This window comes from Azospirillum sp. P4_B5, assembly GCF_056402275.1.
The window spans coordinates 220,507-245,304 of sequence record NZ_JBFUHT010000018.1; the positions used below are offsets into that span (position 1 = coordinate 220,507).

The 24,798-nt window shown below is 69.1% G+C and carries 19 protein-coding genes and 1 pseudogene; 14 read left to right on the plus strand and 6 right to left on the minus strand.

Going from position 1 to position 24,798, the window contains the following annotated elements; genetic code table 11:
• The first annotated feature begins 31 nt into the window (after positions 1-31).
• The 10 genes from AC1DVI_RS16030 (at position 32) to AC1DVI_RS16075 (ending at position 13,070) form a co-directional block, all read left to right on the plus strand.
• The gene (locus tag AC1DVI_RS16030) at positions 32-1,072 is read left to right on the plus strand and encodes a polysaccharide deacetylase family protein (protein WP_476958802.1); all 1,041 of its coding nucleotides are present in this window, start codon (positions 32-34) and stop codon (positions 1,070-1,072) included.
• Positions 1,073-1,366: 294 nt separating this feature from the next.
• Positions 1,367-1,570 carry a hypothetical protein gene (locus AC1DVI_RS16035; RefSeq protein WP_476958803.1) on the plus strand — a complete coding sequence of 68 codons (204 nt, stop codon included), beginning with the start codon at positions 1,367-1,369 and terminating at the stop codon, positions 1,568-1,570.
• Between the two features lie 19 nt (positions 1,571-1,589).
• Positions 1,590-2,801 carry a right-handed parallel beta-helix repeat-containing protein gene (locus tag AC1DVI_RS16040; RefSeq protein ID WP_476958804.1) on the plus strand — a complete coding sequence of 404 codons (1,212 nt, stop codon included), beginning with the start codon at positions 1,590-1,592 and terminating at the stop codon, positions 2,799-2,801.
• Positions 2,802-2,872: 71 nt separating this feature from the next.
• Complete coding sequence (locus tag AC1DVI_RS16045; protein WP_476958805.1) at positions 2,873-4,051, plus strand: GNAT family N-acetyltransferase; 1,179 nt, start codon at positions 2,873-2,875, stop codon at positions 4,049-4,051.
• Between the two features lie 404 nt (positions 4,052-4,455).
• Positions 4,456-5,850: a nucleotide sugar dehydrogenase gene (locus AC1DVI_RS16050; RefSeq protein ID WP_109068784.1), complete on the plus strand. Its 1,395-nt coding sequence runs from the start codon at positions 4,456-4,458 to the stop codon at positions 5,848-5,850.
• Positions 5,851-5,893: 43 nt separating this feature from the next.
• Complete coding sequence (locus AC1DVI_RS16055; RefSeq protein WP_476958806.1) at positions 5,894-8,146, plus strand: GumC family protein; 2,253 nt, start codon at positions 5,894-5,896, stop codon at positions 8,144-8,146.
• Between the two features lie 169 nt (positions 8,147-8,315).
• The gene (locus AC1DVI_RS16060) at positions 8,316-9,713 is read left to right on the plus strand and encodes an O-antigen ligase family protein (RefSeq protein ID WP_476958807.1); all 1,398 of its coding nucleotides are present in this window, start codon (positions 8,316-8,318) and stop codon (positions 9,711-9,713) included.
• Positions 9,710-11,143, plus strand: a complete 1,434-nt coding sequence (locus tag AC1DVI_RS16065; protein ID WP_476958808.1) for a lipopolysaccharide biosynthesis protein — start codon at positions 9,710-9,712, stop codon at positions 11,141-11,143. Before AC1DVI_RS16060 ends, AC1DVI_RS16065 begins: the two co-directional genes overlap by 4 nt.
• 35 nt (positions 11,144-11,178) lie before the next feature.
• Positions 11,179-12,102, plus strand: coding sequence for a glycosyltransferase family 2 protein (locus AC1DVI_RS16070; protein ID WP_476958809.1), 924 nt, complete (start codon positions 11,179-11,181; stop codon positions 12,100-12,102).
• Positions 12,099-13,070 (plus strand): glycosyltransferase family 2 protein, encoded by a 972-nt coding sequence (locus tag AC1DVI_RS16075; RefSeq protein WP_476958810.1) that lies wholly within the window; start codon positions 12,099-12,101, stop codon positions 13,068-13,070. The genes AC1DVI_RS16070 and AC1DVI_RS16075 overlap by 4 nt, the downstream gene beginning before the upstream one ends.
• Before the next feature lie 133 nt (positions 13,071-13,203).
• Here AC1DVI_RS16075 and AC1DVI_RS16080 read toward each other — a convergent pair whose 3' ends face one another.
• Positions 13,204-14,094: an AEC family transporter gene (locus AC1DVI_RS16080; RefSeq protein WP_145624751.1), complete on the minus strand. Its 891-nt coding sequence runs from the start codon at positions 14,092-14,094 to the stop codon at positions 13,204-13,206.
• A gap of 2 nt (positions 14,095-14,096) precedes the next feature.
• Positions 14,097-14,885 carry a 2-oxo-tetronate isomerase gene (otnI, locus tag AC1DVI_RS16085; RefSeq protein ID WP_476958811.1) on the minus strand — a complete coding sequence of 263 codons (789 nt, stop codon included), beginning with the start codon at positions 14,883-14,885 and terminating at the stop codon, positions 14,097-14,099.
• Between the two features lie 214 nt (positions 14,886-15,099).
• Here otnI and AC1DVI_RS16090 point away from each other — a divergent pair, with 214 nt between their 5' ends.
• Positions 15,100-16,128 carry an AbrB family transcriptional regulator gene (locus tag AC1DVI_RS16090; RefSeq protein ID WP_476958812.1) on the plus strand — a complete coding sequence of 343 codons (1,029 nt, stop codon included), beginning with the start codon at positions 15,100-15,102 and terminating at the stop codon, positions 16,126-16,128.
• A gap of 9 nt (positions 16,129-16,137) precedes the next feature.
• On the opposite strand, the gene AC1DVI_RS16095 is transcribed toward AC1DVI_RS16090, so the two are convergent.
• Positions 16,138-16,830, minus strand: coding sequence for a sigma factor-like helix-turn-helix DNA-binding protein (locus AC1DVI_RS16095; RefSeq protein WP_476958813.1), 693 nt, complete (start codon positions 16,828-16,830; stop codon positions 16,138-16,140).
• 281 nt (positions 16,831-17,111) lie between these two features.
• Here AC1DVI_RS16095 and AC1DVI_RS16100 point away from each other — a divergent pair, with 281 nt between their 5' ends.
• The 3 genes from AC1DVI_RS16100 (at position 17,112) to AC1DVI_RS16110 (ending at position 19,956) form a co-directional block, all read left to right on the plus strand.
• Entirely contained in the window at positions 17,112-17,876 is a 765-nt protein-coding gene (locus AC1DVI_RS16100) for a M48 family metallopeptidase (protein ID WP_476958814.1), read from the plus strand.
• 171 nt (positions 17,877-18,047) lie between these two features.
• Positions 18,048-19,082, plus strand: coding sequence for an AAA family ATPase (locus tag AC1DVI_RS16105; RefSeq protein WP_149163941.1), 1,035 nt, complete (start codon positions 18,048-18,050; stop codon positions 19,080-19,082).
• A complete protein-coding gene (locus tag AC1DVI_RS16110; RefSeq protein ID WP_476958815.1) occupies positions 19,072-19,956 on the plus strand; it encodes a ParB/RepB/Spo0J family partition protein in 885 nt (294 codons plus the stop codon). Before AC1DVI_RS16105 ends, AC1DVI_RS16110 begins: the two co-directional genes overlap by 11 nt.
• A gap of 57 nt (positions 19,957-20,013) precedes the next feature.
• Here the strand turns inward: AC1DVI_RS16110 and AC1DVI_RS16115 are convergent.
• The 3 genes and pseudogenes from AC1DVI_RS16115 to AC1DVI_RS16125 form a co-directional block, all read right to left on the minus strand.
• A pseudogene (locus AC1DVI_RS16115) lies at positions 20,014-21,105 on the minus strand (HPP family protein); the annotation flags it as partial.
• 89 nt (positions 21,106-21,194) lie between these two features.
• Positions 21,195-22,334 carry an SbmA/BacA-like family transporter gene (locus AC1DVI_RS16120; protein ID WP_476958816.1) on the minus strand — a complete coding sequence of 380 codons (1,140 nt, stop codon included), beginning with the start codon at positions 22,332-22,334 and terminating at the stop codon, positions 21,195-21,197.
• A gap of 130 nt (positions 22,335-22,464) precedes the next feature.
• On the minus strand, positions 22,465-24,492 hold the full coding sequence (locus tag AC1DVI_RS16125) for a methyl-accepting chemotaxis protein (RefSeq protein WP_476958817.1): 2,028 nt from the start codon (positions 24,490-24,492) through the stop codon (positions 22,465-22,467).
• Between the last annotated feature and the right edge of the window lie 306 nt (positions 24,493-24,798).

The following is a 24,798-nucleotide window of genomic DNA, read 5'->3' on the forward strand; positions in this document are numbered from 1 at the left end:
TGCCCTTTGCCCCTTCCGCGGGAGGATTTGAATGAGCGTTGCCGACGTGATTTCCGGTGGCGGGTTGGGTCGGCGGCTCCGGTGGACGGACGCGCTGCGCAACCCGCTGGGGACCGCCTGCCATCACGCCTACGGCAGCCCGGTGCTGGCCGTCGTCTACCACGCCGTCTGCGACACGGTGCCGGATCATCTCAAGCACATCTACCGACCCCGCACGCCCAAGGAGTTCACGGAGGATCTCGACTTCCTCCTGAAGCACTTCGAGCCGACGGACCTGCCCACGGTCACCGGGTCGGCCATGGGCGGGCCGGAGATCCGCCGCCCGTCGCTGCTGGTCACCTTCGACGACGGCATGCGCGAGGTCGCCGAGGTCGCGATGCCCATCCTGCGCCGCAAGGGCATCCGGCCGGCGCTGTATCTGAACCTGAACTTCCTCGACAACAGGACGCTCTTCTACCGGCACAAGGCGAGCCTTCTGGCGGAACGGTTGAGCCGACTGGCGGAGGCCGATCCCCGCCGCGCCGTCTGCGCCGCCACCCTGGCGCGGGCGGGCGTCGCCACCGCCGATCCCTCCACCGGTGTCATGAAGGTGAGCTGGCAGCAGCGCGCCGTGCTGGACGAGATCGCCACCGTGCTGGAGTTCGACACCGCCGGCTTCCTGGCGACCCAGAAGCCCTATCTGACCCGCGACGAGATCGCGGATCTGATGGCGGAGGGCGTGTCGATCGGCGCCCATGGCTTCGACCATCCCAACCACCGCCTGCTGACGCCGGAGCAGCGGAAGCAGGAGGTGACGGGCAGCGTCGCCGGCATCCGGGAGCTGTTCGGCCCCGGCTGCGGCTCCTTCGCCTTCCCCTATTCGGACGAGGGCTTGCCCGACACGCTGTTCGGGGAACTGTACGGCAGCGGCGTGGACCTTACCTTCGGCACCTCCTGGCCGCGCCGCGGCGGTCCGCAGCGGCGGATTCAGCGGATCTGCTTCGAGAACGGTCCGGCCCCGGCAAAGCAGCAGTTGATCAAGCGCCTTCTGCGCGGCGGCGCCGGCAACATGAAGCGCGCGCTTGCCGGATGAACGGTCCGGCCGGATAAGCGGTCCGGCCTATGAAACGCTCCCTCACCCGTTGCGGGGGAGGGAGTTCTTGCCGTTGGCATAGGCGTTACGGGCGATGACCACGCCGCAATTCCAAAGAGAAAGCCTATTCCTCCCTTTGGAATGCCCCCTTATCGTACACTGATCGCTTAAGCGTGATCCCTTTTCATTTCCCTTTATTTGTCCACGACGCAACACAAGATACCGCAATAGGGACACGTTGCGGTTTCAGTCGCCGGTTCCCCCGCTTATCAGGCCCCCCGCGAGGAGATCCCTATGATCGAGCAAGCCACGCCGGCCAGCCCGAACCTGCTGGGTGGGGTTGCGGACGTCCTTCCGGCGGACGTCGCTGCGAAAGCGACGGAGCGCGTCGCCATCCCGGTGCTCGATCTCCAGCGGGCCGGCTGGGCCTTGCGGTGCACCAGCTGCGCGCTGGCGGCCTGGGGTCTCGCCTACGCGCTGATCCGCGTCGCCCTGTAAGGCCGCGCGAGCTGGACCCATGGATCACCTGCCCCCGCCTCCCCCCGCCATCGAGCGCCCCGCCCAGCCGTCGCTGCTCGTCAGCGCGCGCCGAAGCGCTGAGGACGCGCCGGTCTTCTACGTCGATGCGACGGACGGCGACGACCGCCGGTCGGGCCGCGGTCCGAAGGAGGCGTGGAAGTCGCTGGAGAAGGTGAACGCCACGGCCTTCCCGCCGGGAAGCCGCGTGCTGTTCGAGCGCGGGGAGAGCTGGCGCGGCAGCCTGCTGGCCTCCTCCTCCGGCACGACTGATCGGCCGATCACCTACGGCGCCTATGGCAAGGGCGACGCCCCGGTGATCGACGCGCGGGGCGCCTCGGTCGCGGTCAGCCTGAACGGGCGGACGAGCGTCGCCTTCGACGGGCTGAGCATCACCGGCGCGGCCGACACCGGCCTGCTGCTCGGCCCGCGGGCGCGCAACGTGTCGGTGACGAACGTGACGGTCGCGGGCAACGGCGGTTCCGGAATCGTCGTACAGGGCACGTCGGATCGGCTGCGAATCGACGGTTCGGCCATCACCGGCAACGGCGCCTACGGGATCGTGCATTACGCCGCGGACAACACCGATCAGGTCATCACGCGCAACACCATCGCCGACAACGGCTGGCGCAAGGACGGCGGCGTCTATTCCGGCTGGAACGGGCGCATCCGGACCGGCGAGATCGCTCACAACCGGGTCTTCAACAACGGCGTCAACGGCGGCGAGGGCCGCTCCCACGGCCTCTACCACGACCAGGGGCAGGCCGGCAGCGCGCTGAAGATCCACGACAACCTGATCCACGACAACCCGCGCGGCGCCGGCATCCTGGCAAAGTCCAGCACCGAGATCTACCGCAACGTCATCTTCCGCAACGCCGACGCCGGCATCTCGCTCGGCCAGAACCGCGGGATCGACGTGACGTACCGGGTCTACGACAACGAATTCTACGACAACAACGGCGGCGTCCTGCAGCACCAGAAGGGCAACGGCTCGATCACGCTGGAGCTGCGCGACAACGTCTTCCACCGCAACGGCAAGCGGGCCGCCATCATCATCGCCGACAGCATCGACAAAGCCGTCACCGGCAACCGGGTCAGCAACGACGCCAAGGCCGAAAACAGGGCCGAATCCCGGAGCGGGACGACCGCGATTCAACAGCCAGGAGGAACCGTGCAGGAAGCGTCCGGAATGCGGCCGGAATCCGTGCGCTGACCCCGGTCCCGACGTCCGCGGGCGAGCCGCGGGCCGGGCAAGGAACGGCGCGTTCGAACAAGGGGGGGCATGTGAGCACCAGCAGCAGCACCGTCGGTCAGTCGATCACCGACCGGCTGAAGAAAACCGTTTTCCGTTTCGACACCTCCGACAAGGGGGAGCTGCGCGGCTTCCAGCGCAAGATGTTCGGGGAACGGGTCTGGCAGGTGGACGAGGCCTACAACCGCTGGCTCTTCGACGAGGTGCCCGACCGGGACGCGGACGGGCCGCAGGTCTGGGTGTGCAAGCGGCAGGGCCAGATCGTCGGCCAGCAATGCGGGATTCCGTTCCGCCTGAAGGCGCGGGACCGGGAAATCCCGGCCTCCTGGGCCAACAGCCTGATGGTCCTGCCGGAATGGCGGATGCGCGGTGCCTTCACGCCCCTGGCGGAAGCGCAGCTCGACAGCCGTCCTCTGGCCATGGCCATCCACATCTCGGATTCCGCCTACAAGGCCTACAGCAAGGCCGGCTGGATCGACATCGGCGCCCTGCCCGCCTACGTCTTCCCGCTGGACACGCGGCGCTGCCTGGAGGCGTCCTCGCTTCAGGGCCGCATGCGGGCCATCGGGACGATCGCCGGGCCGGCCCTGCACGGCGCGCGGATCGGCGGCCATCTGCTGAGCCGGGCGACCGGCGCGCGGTTCGAGGAGATCGGGCGGTTCGACGGGCGGGCCGACGCCATCTGGCGGCGCGCCTCCCCGCATTACCCGCTGATCGCGTTGCGCGACCTGACGCATCTGCGCTGGCGCTACGACGCGATCCCCTGCGCCTCGGATTACCGCCGCTTCATCCTGACGCGCGGGGGCGAGCCGCTGGGCTACGTCGTCCTGCGCCGCGAGACCTGGCGCAAGGAGCCCTGCCTCGCCATCGTCGATTACCTGTGCGAACCGAAGTGGCTGTGGGTCCTGCTGAGCCACACGCTGCGCATCGCCGCGACGGAGCGCGCAACCGCCCTGATCTGCCGGACGCTGAACACGCGGGCGGAGCGGACCTTCCTCGCCATGGGCATGATGAAGGTGCCCGACCGCGTCGGCTTCCCGGTGCGGGTGATGGCGCACGCCGGACCGGACTCCGGCATCGACCGCGACGAGTTCGCCGACCGCGGCAACTGGCTGCTGACCATGGGCGACGGCGACGCCAGCTTCCTGATGCACAACACCCTGCCCGAGACAGCCGGGCTGCAACCGGAGGGAGTCGCCGTCCAGGGATGAGCGGGGTGCGAAGGAGCCGTCCGGCCGCCGACGCGCCGGTCCGGCCCCTTTCGTCTATTCTGCCCGTGGTTACTCAAAAGGGGTTAATAAAGCACCTTTCGGAATGGCCATCCCGAAAGTCTCACAAGAAAGATAACCCGGTCAACTGACGGTGGTTCGGCCTTTTACGACGTTTACGGCTGCCACTTTTTCTATCACGATTGCTGGGTGCTTAGACAAAGCAGCCTAATGTATTCGGTGAGAGGAAACGCCGATCGATCAGTCTTATGAACAGCAAAAGCCAAGGCCCGATGTCAGAACCGGACCTTGGCTTCGGTTTTGTGTCGGTAAATTTGATCTCTGCAATACAGCGCGAATAACGGTGAAACCTCTACGAACAAGAGAGCCGGAAAAGGAGACGTCTTATGTCGAGCAATGAGTTTGCCGACCTGTTGGTGAGCGGGGGTTCGGTCGGCACGTCCGGCATTCCGGAAGCCCTGGCGGCGCTGGAGTCGAAGATCGCGGCGGGCACCGCCAGCGTCGGCGTCATCGGCCTGGGTTACGTCGGTCTGCCTCTGGCGCGGCTGTTCGCGCGGGCCGGCTTCTCGGTGACGGGCTTCGACATCGACCCGGAAAAGGTCGCCAGCCTGAACGGCGGCACTTCCTACATTGGCACCGTGTCGACCGACGAGGTCCGCGGGATGATCGAGGAGGGCCGCTTCACGGCGACGGCGAACTTCCAGTCGCTGGCCGACATGGACGCCATCGTCATCTGCGTGCCGACGCCGCTGACTCGCAACCGCGAGCCGGACATGAGCTGCATCGAGGTCACCACCCGGCAGATCGCCCAGGTGCTGCGCCCCGGCCAGTTGATCGTCCTCGAATCGACCACCTACCCCGGCACGACGCGCGAAGTCGTGCGCCCGATCCTGGAGAAGACCGGCCTCGTCAGCGGCACGGACTTCCTGCTGGCCTTCTCGCCCGAGCGCGAGGACCCGGGCAACGAAACCTTCACCACCGCCCGCATCCCGAAGATCGTCGGTGGCGAGGACCCCAACGCCCTGCGCATCGCCTGCTCGATGTACGGCCGCGCGCTGGAGCGTGTGATCCCGGTCTCGTCGCTGGAAGCGGCCGAGGCGGTGAAGCTGACCGAGAACATCTTCCGCTGCGTCAACATCGCGCTCGTCAACGAGCTGAAGGTCGTCTACGACGCGATGGGCATCGACGTCTGGGAAGTGATCGAGGGCGCCAAGACCAAGCCCTTCGGCTACATGCCCTTCTACCCCGGCCCCGGCCTGGGCGGCCACTGCATCCCGATCGACCCCTTCTACCTGACCTGGAAGGCCCGCGAGTTCGACGTCGCCACCCGCTTCATCGAGCTGGCCGGCGAAATCAACACCCGCATGCCGCATTACGTGGTGGAGCGGCTGTCGCAGGCCATGGACTCCAAGCTGGGCCGCGCGCTGCGCGGGTCGCGCATCCTCGTGCTGGGCGTTGCCTACAAGAAGAACATCGAGGACATGCGCGAAAGCCCGGCGCTGAAGATCATCGATCTTCTCCAGGACCGCGGCTGCGAGGTCTTCTACTACGACCCGCATGTGCCGGAGCTTCCGGAGACGCGCCGCCTCGCCCGCATGGCCGGCACGCCGTCGGTCGCGCTGGAGGAGATCCGGGACGGCGCCTTCGACGCCGCGATCCTGTGCACCGACCACGACTCCTTCGATCTGAAGGCCTTCCTGGACGGGCTGCCGCTGATCGTCGACACCCGCAACGCCTTCGGCAAGGCGGGCATCGTCGACGAGAAGATCGTGAAGGGCTGACCGCCGGCCTGGACCCTCACCGACCGATCCTCAGGAGAATGGGATGGCCGCGTACACTCATGTAGACGGAGCCCTGGGGTCCGAAGCCAGCACGCGGGAGGTCGCGCTCCGCGACCTCCTCCAGGTGCTGCGCCGACGCCGGGGCACGATCATCGCCAGCGTCCTGTGCTGCACCGCGCTGGCCACCACCGGTGCGCTGCTCTACGAGCCGCGGTTCACCAGTCAGGCCGTGCTCATCATCGACCCGCGCACGACGGAGGTCACGGACATCAACGCCGTGATCTCCAACCTGCCGCGCGAGGCGGCGGCGATCCGGACCGAAATCGACATGATCACCTCGACCGCCACCGCCGCCAAGGTGGTGGACCGGCTGGGGCTGGTCCATGACCCGGAGTTCAACGGCGCCATCGAGCGGCCTTCGGCCATCGACCGGGCCATCGCCGGGATCAACGACACCGTCGGCTACGACCTGTCGCCGCTGCGCCAACAGATCACCGGCTACCTGACTTCCGCCGGGATCGGCGTGAAGGAGCCGACGTCGCCGGAGAAGGAGCGCGCCGCGGTCATCGCCGACGTTCGCCGCGGCCTGTCGGCGACCAGCGACGCCCAGTCCTACACCATCCTCGTCTCCTTCAAGGCGAAGGAGTCGGACAAGGCGGCGCGCATCGCCAACGCCTTCGTGGACGAGTACCTGCGCGACCAGCTCCAGACCAAGAAGGACGTCAACCAGCAGGCCAACAAGTGGCTGGAGGACCGCATCAACGAGTTGCGCGCCCAGGTCGAGGTCTCGGACAAGGCGGTGCAGGACTACCGTGCGCAGCAGGGCCTCGTGCTCGGCGGCACCGGCGGCGAGACCTTCCTGTCGCAGCAGCTGGCCGAGCTGAACCGCGCCCTGGTCGTCGCCCAGACGGAGCGCGGCCGGGCGGAGGCGCGGGCGCAGAACGCCCGGATCGTCGCGCGCAGCCCGACCGAGGGCAACGCGGCGGAGATTCTGGGCTCGCCGCTGATCCAGCGGCTGGGCGAGGAGGAGTCGGGCATCGCGCGGCGGCTCGCCGAATACCGCACCCGCTACGGCGACCAGCATCCGGCGGTTCAGGCCTACGTCAACCAGTTGACGAACCTGCGCCAGAAGATGCGCGAGGAAGCCACCAAGATCATGGCGGTCATCAACAACGAGGTCGAGATCGCCCGCGCCCGCGAGCGCGAGCTTGAGGCCGCGTTGAAGAAACTGACCGCCGAAACCGCCGGCGAGCTGGGCGCCAACGTCCGTCTGGCCCAGCTCCAGCGCGAGGCCGACGCCAACCGCCGAGTCTATGAAGGGCTGCTCCAGCGTCTCGTCGAAACGCGCGAGCAGGACGACCTTCAGCAGCGCGACGCCCGCGTCGTGTCCAAGGCGGAGCCGCCGCTGGAGCCGTCGACGCCGGGCAAGAAGCTGTTCGTCGGCGGCGGTCTGGCCGTGGGCCTGCTGATCGGCATGTTCCTGGCCTTCCTGCGCGACCATCTGAACAAGACCTTCCGCAACACCCAGCATGTGGAGGAGACGATCGGCGTGCCGGCCATCGGGCTGGTGCCGTCCCTGCCGCATCACAAGAACGCCAAGCCGGAAGACTACGTCCTCGACCGTCCGCGGTCGGAATACAGCGAGGCGGTGCGCGCCATCGGCGTGTCGCTCTACGCCCGCGGCGCCCTGAACACCGGCTCCGTGGTGATGGTGACCTCCGCCGTTCCCGGCGAGGGCAAGACCACCGTCTGCCTGACCCTGGCGCGCATGCTGGCGGCGTCGGGCCGGCGGGTCCTGCTTCTGGAGTGCGACCTGCGCTGCCCGCGCATCGGGAACGTGCTGGGCGACAACGCTCCGGGCGACCTGAGCGACCTGATCGTCGGCAAGGCGGAATGGCAGGACGTGGTCCAGGTGGATGGCCGCAGCGGACTGCACTACGTCGTCGGCCGCCCGCACTGCGACCACCCGCAGGAGCTTCTGGGGTCGGAGAAGCTGGCGAGCATCATCAAGTTCGCCTCGCTCGAATACGATTGCGTCATCCTCGACACCCCGCCGATGGCGGTCGTGGCGGACGCGGGCGTGCTGACCCGGTCGGCGACGGAATGCCTGTTCGTGGTGCGCTGGGAGCAGACGCCGCGCGCCGTGGTCCAGCGGGCCATCGAGCGGCTGACCGAGTTGGGCCGCGACGTGACCAGCGTCGTGCTGAGCCGGGTGGACCTGAAGAAGCTGGCCCGCACCGACGCGTCGGAAGAGGCCTACGGCATGAACGAGGCGCGCCGCTACTACACGCGCTGATGGGCAAATCCCCTCTCCCCTCTGGGGAGAGGGTTAGGGTGAGGGGGTTGCGCTTGTGCCGGACGTCTCCGTCATGCGCCCCCCTCACCCTCCCCACCGCTGATGCGGTGAAAGGGTTCATCGGGGGAACAGGATGAGTGCAACGCCATTTCCGCGAAACCGAGCCGCTATGGCGGCGGCGCCCGCTGCGGACGCGCCGCCCGCCCGGCCACGGACGCCGCCGCTTCTGCGCAGCGCCGCCGATCTCACGCCCAGCCTGTTCGATCAGGTGGTGTGCGCCATCGGCCTGATCCTGCTGTGGGACGCGCTGCTGTCGGTGTTGATGTCCGCGCCCTCGCAGCGCTTCATCCTGCGCGCGGGCGGCGCACCGGAATCCTCCGGCGACACCATCAAGCAGCTCATCTTCGCCGGCCTCTACGCCACGGCCCTGCTGCGGATCGTCATGCTCCACGGCGTCCGGGCCTTCCGCTATCTCAGCATTCCCATGGCCCTCATGGTGGTGCTGGCCATCGCGTCCAGCCAATGGTCGCATGACCCGTCGCTGACCATCCGCCGTAGCGTGGCCCTGGTCGGCACGACGATCTTCGGCCTCTATGTCGGCCTGTCCTACGGCGAGGTCGCCCTGGCCCGGCTGATCCACCGCGCGGTCTTCGTGCTGGCGGTGCTGAGCGCGCTGCTGGCGATCGGCCTGCCGAGCTACGGCCTGATGCCGGCGGAGCAGGGATCGCAGTGGCGCGGCGTCTTCTCCCACAAGAACGGCCTGGGCGATGCCATGGCCTTCGGCCTGACCGCCGGGCTGTTCGTCCTGCGCTCCCGCCCGGTGACCGACACCATGGCGCTGGTCTGGCGGCTGGGCACCTTCGCCATCATGGCCGGCTGCCTCGCCATGTCCGGCTCCGCCACGGCGCTGATCGTCGCCACGGCCGGCATGACCCTGGTGATGCTGGTCACCCACCGGCAGGACGCCGGGTCGCTGGCGCTGGAGCTGTACGGCGGCACCATGGTCATCATGCTGGCCGCCATCTTCGCCCTGCTGAACCTGGAAAGCATCACCGCGCTGCTCGGCCGCGACATCACGCTGACCGGGCGCACGCTGATCTGGGATTTCGCCTTCCGGATGATCGAGCAGCAGCCGGTGCTGGGCTACGGCTTCAGCGCCTTCTGGTCGGGGCTGGACGCGCCGGGCGCGCTGTTCTGGCGTACCTCGGGCCGCTTCGACATCCACGCCCACAACGGCTTCATCCAGACGACGCTGGACGTCGGCCTGCTCGGCCTCGGCCTCTTCCTGGTGGCCTATGCGATCTACCTGTCGCGGATCGCCCGGATCGTCCCGGTCGACCGCAGCGGGGCGGCGCGCTGGCACATCGTCTTCGCCATGATGCTCCTGCTCGGCAACGTGGCCGAAAGCAGCCTGCTGATCCAGAACGGCCTGCTCTGGTTCCTCTTCACCGCCTTCCAGACGCGGCTGGCCAAGACGGTCCACGCCCACGCCCTGACCCCGCGTCCCTCGGCGGGACGGCGGCCCAAGCTGCGGAACGGCATCCCGGTGGCGGAGTCGCGGTCATGATGTCGAGCGGCTTCGCCTTCTTCGCGACCCGGATCGCCGTCGGCATCCTGGGCTTCGCGGCGGTCGCGGTCTTCTCGCGCATCGTCACGCCGGAGGCCTATGGCCATTACGCCTTGGTGATGGCGGCGGCGGCGGCGATCAACGCCTGCGGCTTCTCCTGGATGGGTCTGTTCGTCCTGCGCAAATGCGGCGGCGACGCGGCCGAGCGGGACGCCTGGCTCTCCACCGTGGTCACCGCCTTCCTGGTGGTGGCCTGCGGCGTCCTCGCCATCCTGGGCGCGGTGGTGGCCTTCTATCCCGGCATGAACGGCATCGACTATGTGCTGTATCTGCCGGTGATCGCCATCCTGATCTCCTGGTTCGACCTGTCGATCCAGATGTCGCGGGCACGTCTGAGGGGCTCCGTCTTCGCGGCCAAGTCCTTCGCCAAGGCGCTGTTCGGGCTGGCGCTCGGCTCCGCCTTCGTGCTGATCGGCTGGAAGGAGGAGGGGCTGCTGCTCGGCACCAGCATCGGCTTCCTGCTGGTCACCGCGATCTGGCTGCGCTCCGACCTGAAGGGCATCTCGCTGCGCTGGCCGGCGCGGGAGCGGGTCGGCCTCCTGCTGACCTTCGGCGGCCCGCTGATGCTGAGCCTGATGGTCGGCTGGGCGCTCGACTTCGCCGACCGCTTCCTGATCTACTGGTTCATCGGCGAGGCGGCGGCCGGCGCCTACGCCATGGCCTTCGACCTCGCCAAGCAACCGATCATGCTCGTGGCCTCGGCGGCGTCTCTGGTCACGCTGCCGATGGCGTCGCGCGCCTATGACGACGCCGGTCCGCGCGCCGCGCGCCCGATCATGGCGCAGAACCTGACGATCCTTCTGCTGGTCTGCCTGCCCCTGGTGCTCATGGAGGTGATCTCCGCCCAGGGCATCGTCGGGCTGCTGCTCGGCGAGGCGTACCGCGAGACGGGTGCGGCGATCATGCCGCTCGTCGCCCTGTCGGTCTTCATCAGCATCCTGCGCATCTACCACTTCGACCTGTCGCTGCACCTGACCAAGAAGACCGGCTACATCCTGAAACTGACCATGCTGACGGCGGTGCTCAACGTTGGCGCCAACCTGTTCCTGATCCCGCGCTTCGGCGTGATCGGGGCGGCCTACGGCTCGCTGGCGGCCCAGCTCGGCTGGGTGGTGGCCGCGGCCATCCTGATGCCGCGCGCCGGCGTGCTGGCGGTGCCGGTGAAGGATCTTCTGAAGGTGACCGCCGCCGCCCTGCTCTTCGCCGCCGGGCTGAAGGTCGCGGCGATGGAAAGCGACCTGCTGCTCGTCCAGCTCGCCCCGGCGGGCAGCCTCTATCTGCTGGCCCTGGCCGTGCTCAACCCCGCCAACCTGATGGGTCAGGTGCGGATCGCGCTGGCCCGGCTGAAACGCACCCGATCCCCGGCATGAACCCCATGAACAGGCGTGAGGAAGGAACAGGCATCATGTCGAAAAAGCTGGTGGTTTGCGTGTGCACCTACCGCAGGCCGAAGGATCTCCACCGCACGCTGCTGTCGCTGGAGGGGCTGACCTTCAACCCCGACGCCCCGCTGGACGTCGAGGTGCTGGTGGTGGACAACGACCCTGCGCGCTCCGCCGAACCGCTGTGCCGCGAGATGGCGCAGGACTGGCGCTTCCCCATCCGCTACGCGGCGGAGCCGGTGCCGGGCATTCCCGCCGCCCGCAACCGCTGCCTGGACGAGACCGCGGACGCCGACCTGATCGCCTTCATCGACGACGACGAGGTGGCGAGCCCCGGCTGGCTCGATTGGCTGGTGACGGCCATGGAGCGCACCGGCGCCGCCGTGGTCGCCGGGCCGGTCCTGCCGATCTACGAGAAGCGCCCGCCCGACTGGCTGACCAAGGGCCGCTTCCACGATCTGCAACGCATGCCCACGGGCAGCGAGCCGGCCTATTGCGCCACCGGCAACGTGCTGTTCCGCCGCTCCATCCTGAAAGGCGGCGTGCGCTTCGACCCGGAGCTGAGCCTGTCCGGCGGCAGCGACGTGCTGTTCTTCGAACAGATCCGCCGCCAGGGCCACCGCATCGTCTGGTGCGACGAGGCGACCATCGAGGAGCATGTGCCGGCCAGCCGCATGACCGCGCGCTGGATTCTGCGCCGCGCCTTCCGGCTGGGGACCTGCGTGTCCCTGACCGAGGCCAAGCTGAACGGTCAGCGCCGCACGCTGGTGAAGCGCTCCACCCTGGGGCTCGCGCACATCGCCTTGAACCTCGCCGCCCTGCCGCTGGTGCCGATGGCGATGGCCTTCGACACGAGCTGGCCGATCCGTCGGCTCCAGAAAATCTGCGTCGGCAGCGGCTATCTCTACGGCCTGATGGGCTTCCAATATCTGGAGTACAAGCGATGAAGGACGCGGACATGAAGGGCGGGACGGCGGAAGCCCCGCCCGTCACCGTCAGCGCGGTCATCCCGACGCGCAACCGCCCGCATCTGGTGCTGAACGCCGTGGAGAGCGTGCGCGCCCAGACGATCAAGGATCTGGAGATCGTCGTCGTCGTCGACGGGCCGGACCCCGCGACCGTCGCGGCGCTGGAGGCGGTGGAGGACCGCCGCCTGCGCATCGTGCAGAACCCGGCGTCGCTCGGCCCCGCGGGGGCGCGCAACGCCGGTGTGCAGGCCGCGCTGGGCGAGTGGATCGCCTTCCTGGACGACGATGATTCCTGGGCACCGGAGAAGCTGGAACGGCAGCTCGCCGCCGCCAAGGCGTCGGGCGCCAAGCTGCCGGTGGTGTCCTGCAGCACCAGCGTCAGTATCGGCGAGCGCCGCTACGTCTGGCCGCAGCGCCGGCCGGAGCCGGGCGAGCCGATCAGCGACTACCTGATCGACCGCCGCAGCCCGCTGTCCCGCCCCGGCTATCTCGCCACCCCGACCATCATGGTGCCACGCTCGCTGGCGCTCGCCGTGCCGATGCCGGACTACCGCCATTTCGAGGATTGGGGCTGGCTGTTCCGCGCGCTCGACCAGCCGGGCGCGGAGCTGGTCTTCGTGGACGAGCCGCTGTGCTTCGTGGAGATCGACGAGGGCCGCGCCTCGCTGCATTCGGTGGACGACTGGCGGCAGGCCTTCGAATGGGCGCGCACCCATCGTCCACTGATGACCGGCAACGCCTACGCCGCCTTCCTGATGACCAAGGTCGTCGGCATGGCCCGCCGCGAGGGCGACTGGAACGCCGTCCGCCGCCTGCTGGCCGAGGCGACGCGGGCGGGCGACCCGAAGATGCGGCACTACCTGATGTTCTTCGGGACCTGCGTGGTGCCGCCGTCCTTCCACCGCCGGGTGCGCGCGGCAACCCATTCGGACGCCGCGACGGCGTGAGGCGCCAGGGGGGGCGAAGTTTTGCCCCCACCCTAACCCTCCCCCGCTTCGCAGGGGAGGGGACTGTTTCTCCCTCCCCTGCGAAGCGGGAGATGGCCGGGGTGGGGGCAAGACTCTGGTCCCCCTCCCCTCTTCACATCACCGCCGCCAGCAGCAGCGGCAGCGTTAGGAACGACAGCGCCGTGGAGCCCAGCACCATCCCGGCGACCTCCTGCGGCGCGTTGTTGTAGCGCAGCGCCCAGAGGTAGTTGAACACCGCCACCGGCATGGTGCTTTCCAGCAGCACGACGCCGCGCATCGTGCCCTCCAGCCCCAGCACCTCCACCACCGCCAGCCCGGCGGCGAAGCCGAGCAGCAGCCGCAGCGCCGACATGGCCAGCGACCGCAGCATTCCCTGCATCCGCAGCCCTGCCAGGGCCACCCCCAGCGAGAACAGCATCAGCGGCACCGCGCAGTTGCCGAGCAGCGTCGTCGTGTTGGTCACCCATTGCGGCGGCTGGAAGCCGGTCATCAGCACCAGCACAGCCAGCGCCACCGCGTAGATCACCGGGGTGCGCAGCACCTGCTTGGCGTCCGTACGACCCGCCGCCAGGGCCGGGCCGATGGTGAACTGGAGGACGGCGAGCGTCGCGAAAAACAGCACCGCCAGCCCCATCCCGGTCTCCCCGAAGGCGAACAGGCAGACGGGAATGCCCATGTTGCCGCCGTTGGGGAAACTGAGCGCCGGCAGATAGACGCGCAGCGGCAAGCGGCTGGCGAGCAGGATCGGCGTCGCCATCAGCCCGGCCAGCGCCATGCTGCCGACCGAGGCCGCCGCCATGGTCAGCAGGTCGTCCCCGCCCAGCGTCAGCCGGGCCAGCGAGGAGAAGACCAGGCAGGGAGTGGAGACGTTGATCGCGAAAGTGGTGATGAAGGCGCTGTCGTAGGGCAGCTTGGCGCGGCTCCAGCCGAAGCCGAGGGCGGCGATCAGGAACACCGGCACGACGACGGCGGCGATGCTGGACAGGGGGGCGAGCAGGTCCATGGTCAGCGCGCGGCCCACTTGTTGGCGGCGTTGAACCAGCCCAGCCCGTCCTCGGTCCGGGCGCGGGGCCGGTACTCGCAGCCGATGAAGCCGCGGTAGCCGGTGTCGGCCAAAACCTCGAACAGATAGGGATAGTGGACCTCGCCGCGGTCGGGCTCCTGGCGGTCGGGGACGCCGGCGATCTGCACATGGGCGGTGAGGTCGGCGTTGGCCCGGATGTGGGTGGCGAGGTCGCCCTCGCTGATCTGGCAATGGTAAAAATCGAGTTGGAGCTTGAGGTTCGGCGCCCCCACTTCTCCGATCACCCGACGGGCCAGCGCGGTGTCGTTCATCAGATAGCCCGGCATGTCGCGGTTGTTGATCGGCTCGACCAGCAGCGTCAACCCGGCCTCGGCGCAGGCCGCCGCGGCGTGGCGCAGGTTGTTGGTGTAGGTCGCCAGCGCCGCGTCGTGCCCCTGCCCTTCCGGCGGGATACCGGCCATGCAATGCAGCAGGCGGTTGCCCAGCACCTTGGCGTAGGCGATGGCGGTCGCCACGCCCTCGCGGAACTCCGCCTCGCGGCCCGGCAGACAGGCGATGCCGCGCTCCCCCGCCGCCCAGTCGCCAGGGGGCAGGTTGAACAGCGCCTGGGTCAGCCCATGGTCGCCCAGCGCCGCCTTGATCCGCTCCGCCGGAACGTCGTAGGGGAACAGGAACTCCACCGCGTCGAAGCCGGCCGCCGCCGCCGCGCCGAACCGCTCCAGGAAGGGCCGCTCGGTGAACATCATGGACAGGTTGGCGGCGAACCTCATAGCGTCCGTCCCCCCGGTTCTTGTGGGCATGGTCCCCTCCCGCGTCGTCTGGGCCGCCGTGGCGGCCGGTTGGCCCGACAATGCAGCAGGCGGACGGTCCGGACAATCGCCGGCCTATGCCGCACACGCTTGTCAGGTGACCGCCCATACCGGTTGCGCGAGATTGCGGGGGACACGCACAGTGCACGGCCCTTGCCGCAGCCGGACCCGACGGATGATGAAGCGACTCGCCGCCACCGCCCTGACCCTCCTTCTGTCCACCCTGTGTGGCGGGTTGTTCGCGTTGGCGGGCATGCCCGCGGCGTGGCTGATGGGGTCGATGACCGCGGTGGCCGGCGGGGCGCTCGGCGGGTTGACTCTGCGCCTGCCCTCCCCGCTCGGCACCGCCGCCTTCGTCCTGCTGGGCATCTCCATGGGCGCCGGGGTGACGCCGGACACGCTGCACCAGATGGCCTCCTGGCCGCTCAGCATGGCGCTGCTCGCCGGATCGGTGATGGCCTGCCTGTACGCCTGCTCGGCGTGGCTGGAGCGGGTGCACCGCTGGGACCCGGCGACCGCGCGCTACGCCGCCGTTCCCGGCGCGCTGGGCGCGGTGCTGGTGCTGGCGGCGGAGAGCCGGGCCGACCTGCCGCGGGTGGCGCTGGCGCAGAGCCTGCGCCTGTTCGTCCTGGTCGCCGCCATGCCCTGGCTGCTGGAGCTGGTGTCGTCCACGCCGGGCCTGCCGCCCCGCCCTGCCCTCTCCGACCCGGCGGACGCCCTGCCCGAACTGGCTCTTCTGGTCGGGGTCAGCGCTGTCGCCGGGCTGCTGTTCCAACGGCTGCGCGTGCCCGGCGGCGTGCTGCTCGGCGCCATGCTGGGAAGCGCGCTGCTGCACGGCAGCGGCCTCGTGGACCACCGCTTGCCGAACTGGCTGCTCAACGCGGGCTTCGTGGTGACGGGGGCGATGATCGGGTCGCGCTTCGCCGGGGTCACGCTGGCCTCCCTGCGGGCGGCGCTGCGCCCGTCGCTGGAAAGCGTGGCGCTGGCGCTCGTCCTGTCCTCGGCCTTCGCCTGGGCGGGAGGCTGGCTGCTCGGCCTCCCCTTCGGCCAGCTCTGGCTCGCCTACGCGCCGGGCGGGGTGGAGGCGATGACCATCGTGGCCTTCGTGCTCGGCCTCGACACCGCCTTCGTCGGCACGCATCACGTCGTGCGTTTCGCCGGGCTGGGCTTCCTGGCCCGCTGGTGGCAGCCCCGCCGCGGCTGAGCGGGCGCCTTACAGCCCGTCGAAAAGCAGCTGCGCCGGTGGCTCGGCCTTGCGCTTTTTCTTCTTCTCCTTGGGGGCCTTCTCCGTGACCGGCTTGTCCTCGGCTGATTGATCCTGGGCCGTCGTATCCTGGACATCCGGATTCAGGGCCATCTCCACCCGCTCCAGAGGAGCCGGTTCGGGCACGGGAGCGGACGGGGTCACCGCGACCGGCTCAGGGGGATGTGCCAGTTCTTCCACAGCCGAAGCTTCGACGGGCGGCACGGCCTCCGCCACGGCCTCCTGGACCGCCTCGACCGCCGATTCCTCGTCCGGCTTCGCCTTCTTCTTCTTCTTCGGGCGGGTCGGCCGCGGGTCGATGCCCACCCCGTCCTTGGCGCGGGCCTTGGCCTTGTCGCGGGCGACGGCCTCCGGCGCGTTGGGGTCGTCGTTCAGCCATTTGCCGCGCTTGATGACCTCGTTCACGCGGCCCTGGTTGACGCCGAGCTGGAAAGCGATTTCCTGCTGGGTCATGTCGGTGGTGCGGTGAAGCTCCAGGATCTGCGCGGCGAGGTCGGGCGTCATCTTCTTGCCGACGACGCGTCGCGCCGGGCGGATCGACCGCTGGGCCTTGTCACGCTCCCGAAGCTTGCCCAGGATCTCCAGGGCCTCCGTGTTGCCCGCCGTCTTCAAGGCTTCTTCGAATTCCTTGAGCGTCGTCACCCGTTCCTCCTGCCGCCATCCACCCGCAGCGATGCCATCGCACCACTGGCCTACAAGACCGACTATACATGGAATCGCGCGGGCGGTTGAGAAGGCTCTTGAGAGGATATCCACAGAATGGCACGGCCGGGAGGGGACGGCGATGCGACGCTATTAGACGTCTAATCGCCGGGAAATCGTGCCACCGGAAACATGACCACCGAATTGCCCCGGCACAGCCCATCCGCCATCGGATAGGATGCGGCGGACAGAACCACAACGGAGGAAGAGCAATGCCGATCATGACCGTCCGACCCCTGTGCCTTGCCGCGGCGCTGGCCGGGTCCCTGGCGCTGGCCGGATGCGCCGGAAACTCGACGGGGCTCGGGCTGAACCTCGTCTCGCAGGAACAACTCGTCGAACTCGGCCAACAGGATTGGCAGCGTCTGATCCAGTCGACCCCGGCCACCACCAACGCCGGCTACCAGCGCCGCGCCGAGCAGATCTCGGCCCGCCTGCTGCGCGCCGCCTCGCTCGACCCCGCCGGCTGGGAGGTGCGCGTGTTCCAGGGCCAGGAGGCCAACGCCTTCGCCCTGCCCGGCCAGAAGATCGGCGTCTATGAGGGGCTGTTCCAGTACGCCAAGACCGACGCGCAGCTCGCCGCGGTCATCGGCCACGAGATCGCCCACAATCTGGAGGGCCACGCCGCCGAGCGGGTGAGCACCCAGATGGCCACCGACGCCGGCACCAGCATCCTAGGGGCCGTGGCCGGGGCGAGCGGGGTCGGCGGCAGCGAGATGATCGCCGCGGCGTTGGGCACCGGCGCGCAGTACGGCCTGCTGTTGCCCTATTCCCGCAACCAGGAACTGGCGGCCGATCGCGCGGGGCTGCTGATGATGGCCCGCGCCGGCTACGACCCGCAGGCGGCCATCGAGCTGTGGCAGAACATGAAGCAGGCGGGGGGCGAGCAGCCCACCTTCATGTCCACCCACCCCGGCACGGCGGACCGCATCGCCGCGCTGCAAAAGCTGATGCCCGAGGCGAAGGCGGCCTACAAGCCGGGCTGACCGGAGCGGCGGGCGGTGCATGGATTGCGCCGCCCGCCGGAGGCTTGTCCCGCGAGAAAATTTTCTCGCCGAATGTTGACTCCCCTACCCTGCCCCGGAGTCAACATTCCGGCTTGACCGGGCTCGGGCGCCGCGCAAAAGTGGCCTCGGGGCAAGGCAGGGGAATGAACCATGCGCGGCGAGGACATCAAGGCGTTCCGGGAAGGCCGGACGCTGAACCAGCCGGATTTCGCGGCTTGGCTGAACGAGAAACTCGGCCGGAAATACGACAAGGCGAAGATCTCGCGCTGGGAGAACGGCAGCGAGAAGATCCCGGCCCCGGTCATTTCCCTGCTGTTGCGGGAGAAGATCGGAACGGTGACGCGGCATGGCCCGGCGCTGATCTGTGCCGCGGCCAACCGCAAGGGCGGCGTGGGCAAGACCGCCTTCACCGTCAACACCGCCACCCTGCTCGCCCGGCACTTCAAGGTGCTGCTGATCGACGCGGACCCGCAGGCCAACGCCACCATCCATCTCGGCATCAACTCCATCGAGCGCGAGCGCGAGGAGAAAACCCTCTATTACGCGCTGAAGGCGTCCGTGGAGGCGCTGAAATCGCGGGGGAAAGGTTTCGACCTCGGCGACTACATCGTCACCACCGACAGCGGGCTGGACGTGATCCCCAGCGGCATGCGGCTGGGCGACGCGGAGGCCGAGCTGCAAAGCCAGTCATCGGGGGATTGCGCGCTTCGGGAATGCCTGGATGGCGGAGCGCGGCAGAGCTACGATTTCATCTTCGTCGACACTCCGCCGCATTTCGGCATGCTGGCGCGCAACGCGCTGACCGCTGCCAACACCGTCGCCATTCCCTGCCAGACCGAGATGCTGAGCGTCGCCGGCGTGGAGTTTCTGCTGGAGAACCTGGACATGATCCGCCGCCGGGCCAACCCGGGGGTCAGCGTTCTCGGCATCCTGCCGACGATGTTCAACGCGCGGCTGACTCAGGACCAGGCGTCGCTCGACGACATCCGCAACCTGTTCGGCGCGAAGCTGCGCGTCTTTGGCCCGATCCCGCGGGCGACCGTCTACGCCCAGTCGGTGGCCGCCGGGCGCGCCGCATTGGAGGCGGTGCCGGACGCGCCGGGCTACGAGGTCTATCAGGCCGTCGCCGACGCGCTGATTCAGGAACGTGCCCGCATGCCGGAGGTGATGGCCCATGTCGCGTAAACTGGCCCGGACGAACACCGGCGTGCTGACCACCGCAGCGGCCGAGCGCCAAGCCCGCGAGGAGGGGCAGGGCTTCAACCGCCGCGGCCCGGTCGTCGTGGAGATTGACGTCGGCCGCATCGTCACCAACCCCGACCAGCCGCGCCGTCATTTCGACGAAGCGGACATGGAGGCGCTGAGATCCTCCATCGCGCAGCATGGACTGGCCCAGCCGGTCGGCGTGCAGCAATTGGGCGACGGACGCTTTCAACTCGTCTTCGGGGAGCGGCGCTTCCGCGCCGTGCGGGCGCTCGGCCATCCGACCATCTACGCCGTCACGGTCACCGGCGCGTCGGACGAGCTGGCGCTGATCGAGAACGTCGTCCGCGCCGACCTGTCCCCCTTCGAGGAGGGGGACGCCTACGCCCGGTTGATGGAGCGCCACGGCTACCGGCAGGAGGATGTCGGGCGGATCGTCGGCAAGGACCGGGTGGACATTTCCCGCGCGCTGCTCATCAGCCGCCTGCCGCAGCGCATCCGCGACGAGTACCCGCTGCACCGCCCGGCTCGCTACCGGCTGGTGGAGATCGCCCGGCTGAAAGGGGAGGGCGAACAGCTGCGTGGCTGGGACGCGCTGGTCAAAGAGATGACCCGGCGCTCCGCCGACGAGGAGACTCCGGCGCCCGTGGCGGCAAAGCCCCGCAGCAACGCGGTTCCGACCGGCAGCGCCTTGCCGAAGCCGCTGGCAAAGGCGGTGTTCGGGGCGCGCCGGACCGTCGCCAGCGTCCGTGAACAGGGATTGGCGCTGGCCGACATCGACCGGGAGACGCTCCGCGCGATCCGCGACGACATCGACGCGATCCTGAACGCCGGGAAGGGCAGGGGAGGGGAGTAAAGAAGCCGGCTCCGCGAGAAAATTTTCTCGCGGAGCCGGCCTCCAAAGCAACAGGTCCGTCTGGGTCACCACCCCCAGCAGCCCGCCGATTGCATCCACGATGGCGACCTCGTGCGTGCCGCCGTCCGACAGAGGGCCGAGCAGGCGGAAGGCCGGGGTTTCCGGGCCGGCGGTCACCGGCGGGGCCATCACCGAGGCCACCGTCGCGGCGTCCCCCACCAGATGTTGATGCCCGACCAGACCGACCACCACGTTGCGCCGGTCCACCACCGGCAGGGTGCGGAAGGCGTGCTCGATCAGACGGGCGCGGGCCACCTCCGGATGGGCCTCCGGGCTCACCGTCACCACATCATGGGCCATGATGTCGCCGCAGGTGATTCCACTGTGCATCCGCTCCATGGCGTGAAGCTCCGCCTTCTCCAGAAGCGCGCTCAGGTCGTCGCGGTTGACGTCCAGCGCCTCTCCCAGCTCGCGGATCGCCTCGTCCAGATCGTCGGCGGTCACACCGGCGCGCGTCCGGGCGGGCGGATCGGCGGTTCCATGGGTGTTGACCGGCTTGGGCGGCGCCCGGTGCGGGTAGGAATGGCCGGAGAAGCGGTGAAACGTCCAGCCCGCCATCACCAGCAGAATGGAATTGACGGCCACCGGATAGAACACGAACTGCATCCCCGACGCCGCGATCGCCGGGCCGCCGATCACCGCGGTCAGCGCGGCGGCACCGCCCGGCGGGTGCAGGCAGCGCGTCATCGACATGGTCGCGATGGCCAACGCCACCGCCACGCCGCCGGCCAGCATCGGGTCGGGGATCAGCGCCGCCACCATCACCCCGACCAGCGCCGACAGGGTGTTGCCGCCGATGATCGACCAGGGCTGGGCGAGCGGGCTGGCCGGCACCGCGAACAGCAGAACCGCCGACGCCCCCATGGGCGCCACCAGGGCCGGCGCGCTGGTGATGTGGGTCAGCAGGTTGTGGCAGAGCAGGCCCGTCGCGGCGAGGCCGAGCATGGCCCCGCAGCAGGCGATCAGCCGGTCCTTCAGGTTCGCGCCGGGCAGAATGGGCCTGAACAGGGCAAGGCGGCGGCGGTTTTCGCGTTTCTTCAGCAGAGTAATTTTCCAGCGGCGCAGCAGGAGCCGTATCTCGCGGTGCATTCGGCCCAGTCCCTCCCAAGGTTTCGGCGTGCGGCGGCAAGATAGAACCTCAAGCTAAGTTGAGGTCAAACGGAAAGTGCCGGACGACGTCATCGTTTCCGCGCGGTGTCGCCGCCATCGGACAGGACATCGGGAACAGGCGCCTTGACCAGGGGCAAGGGCGTGATTCCATCCAGCGCCGCCTTCAGCCCCAGAACGCGCTCCATCGACGCCTTCCACTGGGCGACGGTCGCCAGATTGTCGATGGGCCAGGACAGTGCCGCGATGGCCTGTTGGAAGGCCTGCGCGGTCTGCATCATCACCCCCAGCGTGATGGTCCCCGCGACGTAGCGGGGCGCCACCACCAGGATGGGAAAGACCGCGGACAGCACAGAATAGGACGCGCCGAAGGCCATCACCCGGACCAGCGCGCCGGTCTGCCGCTCCCAGCCGCGGCGCACGCCGCCGAACAGCAGGGCCATGCGGCCGCGCTCCACGGCCTCGCCATGCTGCCGGGCGATGATCGGGGCATTCTCCCGCACCCGCGCCAGCCCGAAGCGGAAATCGGCCTCCAGCCCCTGCCGGCGCTCCGCCGCGCGGACCAGCGGCCGGGCGACGGCGATGGCCGCGGCCGTCCCGGCGGCGGAGAAGGCGAGGGCGAGGAGGAGCAGATGACCGGGCACCGCGAGGCTCACGCCGCCGAGCGTGACAGGAACGACTCCGGAAAGCTGCCACAGGATGCCGGCGAAGCTGACCAGCAACAGCAGGCAGTAAGTCAGCGAATGGCCCAGGTCGATGGCGAGTTCGGTGACGATGCGGACGTCCTCGGCGATGCGCCCGTCCGGGTTGTCGTGGTCGCCGGGGCGGGAGGCGAGGGCCAGCTCCCGGCCGTCCGACAGCCAGTCGCCGACCAGCCGCCGGGTCAGCCAAGCCCGCCAGCCGAACTGGAGGCGCCGCTTTACCCACAGATGCGACACGGTGACGGCGATGTTGAACAGCAGGATGCCGCCGGCCACCGCGGCCATGACCGGCAAACGGTCCATCGCCCGCTGCTCCAGCGCGTCGAACAGGCGCTGGCTCCACAGGTTCAACATGACCGGGACCGACACCTGCGCCACCGTCAAGGCCAGAAGGGCCGCCGTCAGCAGCCATACCGACCAGCGGTCCCGCCCCGCCCAGTAGCCCCCGGCCAGCCCGGCGAAACGCCGGACGAAGCCGGAAGCGGCCCTCAGGGAAATCCTTCTCATCATGACCGACCAATCCCGGCCGCCCAATCGAAGCGCCAAACCGAGACGCCTGTCGCTCAGGCGTCTCGGTTCAGCCTAACACCCATCCGGCGGACGGGAACCGGAACAAGCGGCGATTCCCCCTCCTGCCGGGTCAGGCGGCCCGGACGGTGGCGATGAAGCTGCGCACCTCGCTGCGCAGACGTTCCGCCTCGACGGCCAGCTCCTCCGAGGTGCCGTGGACGCGGCTGGCGGCGTCGCCGGTTTCCGACACCGCCGTGCTGACGCCGGCGATGTTGCGCGACACCTCCTCCGTCCCCTGGGCGGCCTGGGACACGCTGCTGGCGATCTCGCGGGTCGCGGCGGCCTGCTCCTCAATGGCCGCGGCGATGGTGGTGGCGATCTCGCTCATCCGGCCGATGGTCTGGCCGATGCTGCCGATGGCCTTCTGCGCGCCGCCGGTGGTTTGCTGGATCTCCTGCACCTTCGACTGGATCTCATCGGTCGCCCTGGCGGTCTGGTTCGCCAGCGCCTTCACCTCGCCCGCCACCACGGCGAAGCCCTTGCCCGCCTCGCCGGCGCGGGCCGCCTCGATGGTGGCATTCAGCGCCAGCAGGTTGGTCTGGGCGGCGATGCCGCTGATGATCTCCACCACCTGCCCGATCTGCTCGGCGGCGGAGACCAGGGCGCGCATCGTCTGGTCGGCGCCTTCAGCGTCGCTCACGGCCTGACCGGCGATGCGGGTGGAGATCTCCACCTGCTGGCCGATCTCGGCAATCGAGGCCGACAGTTCCTCCGTTGCGCTGGCGACGGTCTGCACGTTGGCCGACGCTTCCTCGGAGGCGGAGGCGACCAGCAGCGAGCGCTCGCTGGCGTCGGTCGCGGTGCCGGACAGGGTGCTGGCGGCGTTGTGCATGCCGCCGGCGGCGCTCGCCACCGCCTCGACAATGCCCTGGACCGTCGTCTCGAAGGTGTCGGCCATGCGGATCATGGTGGCGCGGCGCTGCTCGGCGGCCTGACGTTCGGCCTCCTCCTGCGCCTTGCGCATGCGTTCCATCTCCTCGGCGTTCGACTTGAAGACCTGAAGGGCGCGGGCCAGCGCGCCGATCTCGTCCTTCCGCCAGCCCTCGTCCACCTGCACCGACCGATCGCCTTCGGCCAGCCGGCCCATCGCTCCGGTGATCGCGCCGAGCGGACGGGTGATCGCCCGCGAGATCATCCAGGCCAGCAGCAGGCCCAGCGCCACCGCGGCGGCGGTCACCACGGTTCCCTGCCGCTCGGCGGCGGTCACCGCGGTGGCGGCGCTGATCTCCAGCCCCTTCAGGACCTCGGTGGAGTTCTGGCGGATCGCCCCAATCCTCCCGTTGATCTGGGCACCGGCGCGGGTCAGCGTGTCGGCGTTGACGCGCGCCATCTCCTCGGCGATGGCGGCGATGCGCTCGATGCCGGCGGTGTAGCGCGGCAGCTTGCCGAGCACCTCGGCGCGCTTGGCCGCACCCGGGGAGTCGGCCCAGCCCTTGGCTTCGGCCTCGACGTCGCCGGCCACCGCCGCCAGATCCTGGCGGATGCGGACCAGATCCGCGGGCTTCGTCTCGGTCACGAAGCGGGCGACCAGCACGCGCACCAGCAGATACTTCTCGCTGACCCCCGCGGCCTGAACGGTGCGGTCCAGGTTGCCGGTCTGCCGTTCCGCGGCGACCAGATCGCTCAGCGTCCGGCGGATGTCGGCGCCCAGCGTGTTCACGACCTCCGCGACGATGCCGTCGCGCTCGGTGCGCAGGGCGACCAGGCGGTCGAAGCCGGTCAGGAAATCCCGCTCCAGCCCGCGGATCTCCTCCACCGCCTGACGGTCGGCGGAATCGCCGATGGCGGGAGCCGCCCTGTCCAGCTGCCGGCGGAACTCGCCGGCGGTGGCGCGGAATCGATTGGCCGCGCCGTCCGTGCCGACGACCAGAAATTCCGCCGCAGCCCCCAGCGCGTCGGACAACGCGGTGTCCGCCACCCCCAGCGTCACCGTGACGTCGGACTGCGCCGCGTAGCTGCGCAGCGCTTCGTCGTTGGATCGAAGACCGCTCCAGGACACCGCCCCCAACGTGACCAGCAGGGCCAGCGTGACCCCGAAGCCGGTGTAGACCTTGGTGGCGGTGCGCAAGTTGGCGAAGGCACGAAGGGAGGTGGTCATGATGGGATGTCCTGCCTGGGATATTTTTTGTTCGGCATCGGTCGCCCGCGCCGGATCAAATCATTCTCAAATTCCGTACCAACTCCCAATCCCCGCGCAATTGCTGTTCCACCCAGCAAAATTCCCGAGTGGGGAACGCGGTTGTTCCTTCCCAACCGTTGCAATTTGCCACCGCGCTCCCATCCGCGTCGCAAATTGCCACGCCCGCGCCGGCCGGTTGCGAATGGGAACGCCCGAACCATCCCGATGTTGAGGGCCGATGTTGAGAGAAGCGCCGTCAGAGCGCAGACTGGAATCCCGCGCACG

What these genes read in the sequence shown, in the direction of transcription:
- AC1DVI_RS16035 (WP_476958803.1), top strand. Translation starts at nt 1,367, where the DNA reads ATGATCGAGCAAGCCACGCCGGCCAGCCCGAACCTGCTGGGTGGGGTT.
- AC1DVI_RS16125 (WP_476958817.1), bottom strand. Translation starts at nt 24,492, where the DNA reads ATGACCACCTCCCTTCGTGCCTTCGCCAACTTGCGCACCGCCACCAAG.
- AC1DVI_RS16110 (WP_476958815.1), top strand. Translation starts at nt 19,072, where the DNA reads ATGTCGCGTAAACTGGCCCGGACGAACACCGGCGTGCTGACCACCGCA.
- AC1DVI_RS16055 (WP_476958806.1), top strand. Translation starts at nt 5,894, where the DNA reads ATGGCCGCGTACACTCATGTAGACGGAGCCCTGGGGTCCGAAGCCAGC.
- AC1DVI_RS16090 (WP_476958812.1), top strand. Translation starts at nt 15,100, where the DNA reads ATGATGAAGCGACTCGCCGCCACCGCCCTGACCCTCCTTCTGTCCACC.
- AC1DVI_RS16080 (WP_145624751.1), bottom strand. Translation starts at nt 14,094, where the DNA reads ATGGACCTGCTCGCCCCCCTGTCCAGCATCGCCGCCGTCGTCGTGCCG.
- AC1DVI_RS16065 (WP_476958808.1), top strand. Translation starts at nt 9,710, where the DNA reads ATGATGTCGAGCGGCTTCGCCTTCTTCGCGACCCGGATCGCCGTCGGC.
- AC1DVI_RS16040 (WP_476958804.1), top strand. Translation starts at nt 1,590, where the DNA reads ATGGATCACCTGCCCCCGCCTCCCCCCGCCATCGAGCGCCCCGCCCAG.
- AC1DVI_RS16060 (WP_476958807.1), top strand. Translation starts at nt 8,316, where the DNA reads ATGGCGGCGGCGCCCGCTGCGGACGCGCCGCCCGCCCGGCCACGGACG.
- AC1DVI_RS16105 (WP_149163941.1), top strand. Translation starts at nt 18,048, where the DNA reads ATGCGCGGCGAGGACATCAAGGCGTTCCGGGAAGGCCGGACGCTGAAC.
- otnI (WP_476958811.1), bottom strand. Translation starts at nt 14,885, where the DNA reads ATGAGGTTCGCCGCCAACCTGTCCATGATGTTCACCGAGCGGCCCTTC.
- AC1DVI_RS16070 (WP_476958809.1), top strand. Translation starts at nt 11,179, where the DNA reads ATGTCGAAAAAGCTGGTGGTTTGCGTGTGCACCTACCGCAGGCCGAAG.
- AC1DVI_RS16120 (WP_476958816.1), bottom strand. Translation starts at nt 22,334, where the DNA reads ATGATGAGAAGGATTTCCCTGAGGGCCGCTTCCGGCTTCGTCCGGCGT.
- AC1DVI_RS16100 (WP_476958814.1), top strand. Translation starts at nt 17,112, where the DNA reads ATGACCGTCCGACCCCTGTGCCTTGCCGCGGCGCTGGCCGGGTCCCTG.
- AC1DVI_RS16075 (WP_476958810.1), top strand. Translation starts at nt 12,099, where the DNA reads ATGAAGGACGCGGACATGAAGGGCGGGACGGCGGAAGCCCCGCCCGTC.
- AC1DVI_RS16030 (WP_476958802.1), top strand. Translation starts at nt 32, where the DNA reads ATGAGCGTTGCCGACGTGATTTCCGGTGGCGGGTTGGGTCGGCGGCTC.
- AC1DVI_RS16050 (WP_109068784.1), top strand. Translation starts at nt 4,456, where the DNA reads ATGTCGAGCAATGAGTTTGCCGACCTGTTGGTGAGCGGGGGTTCGGTC.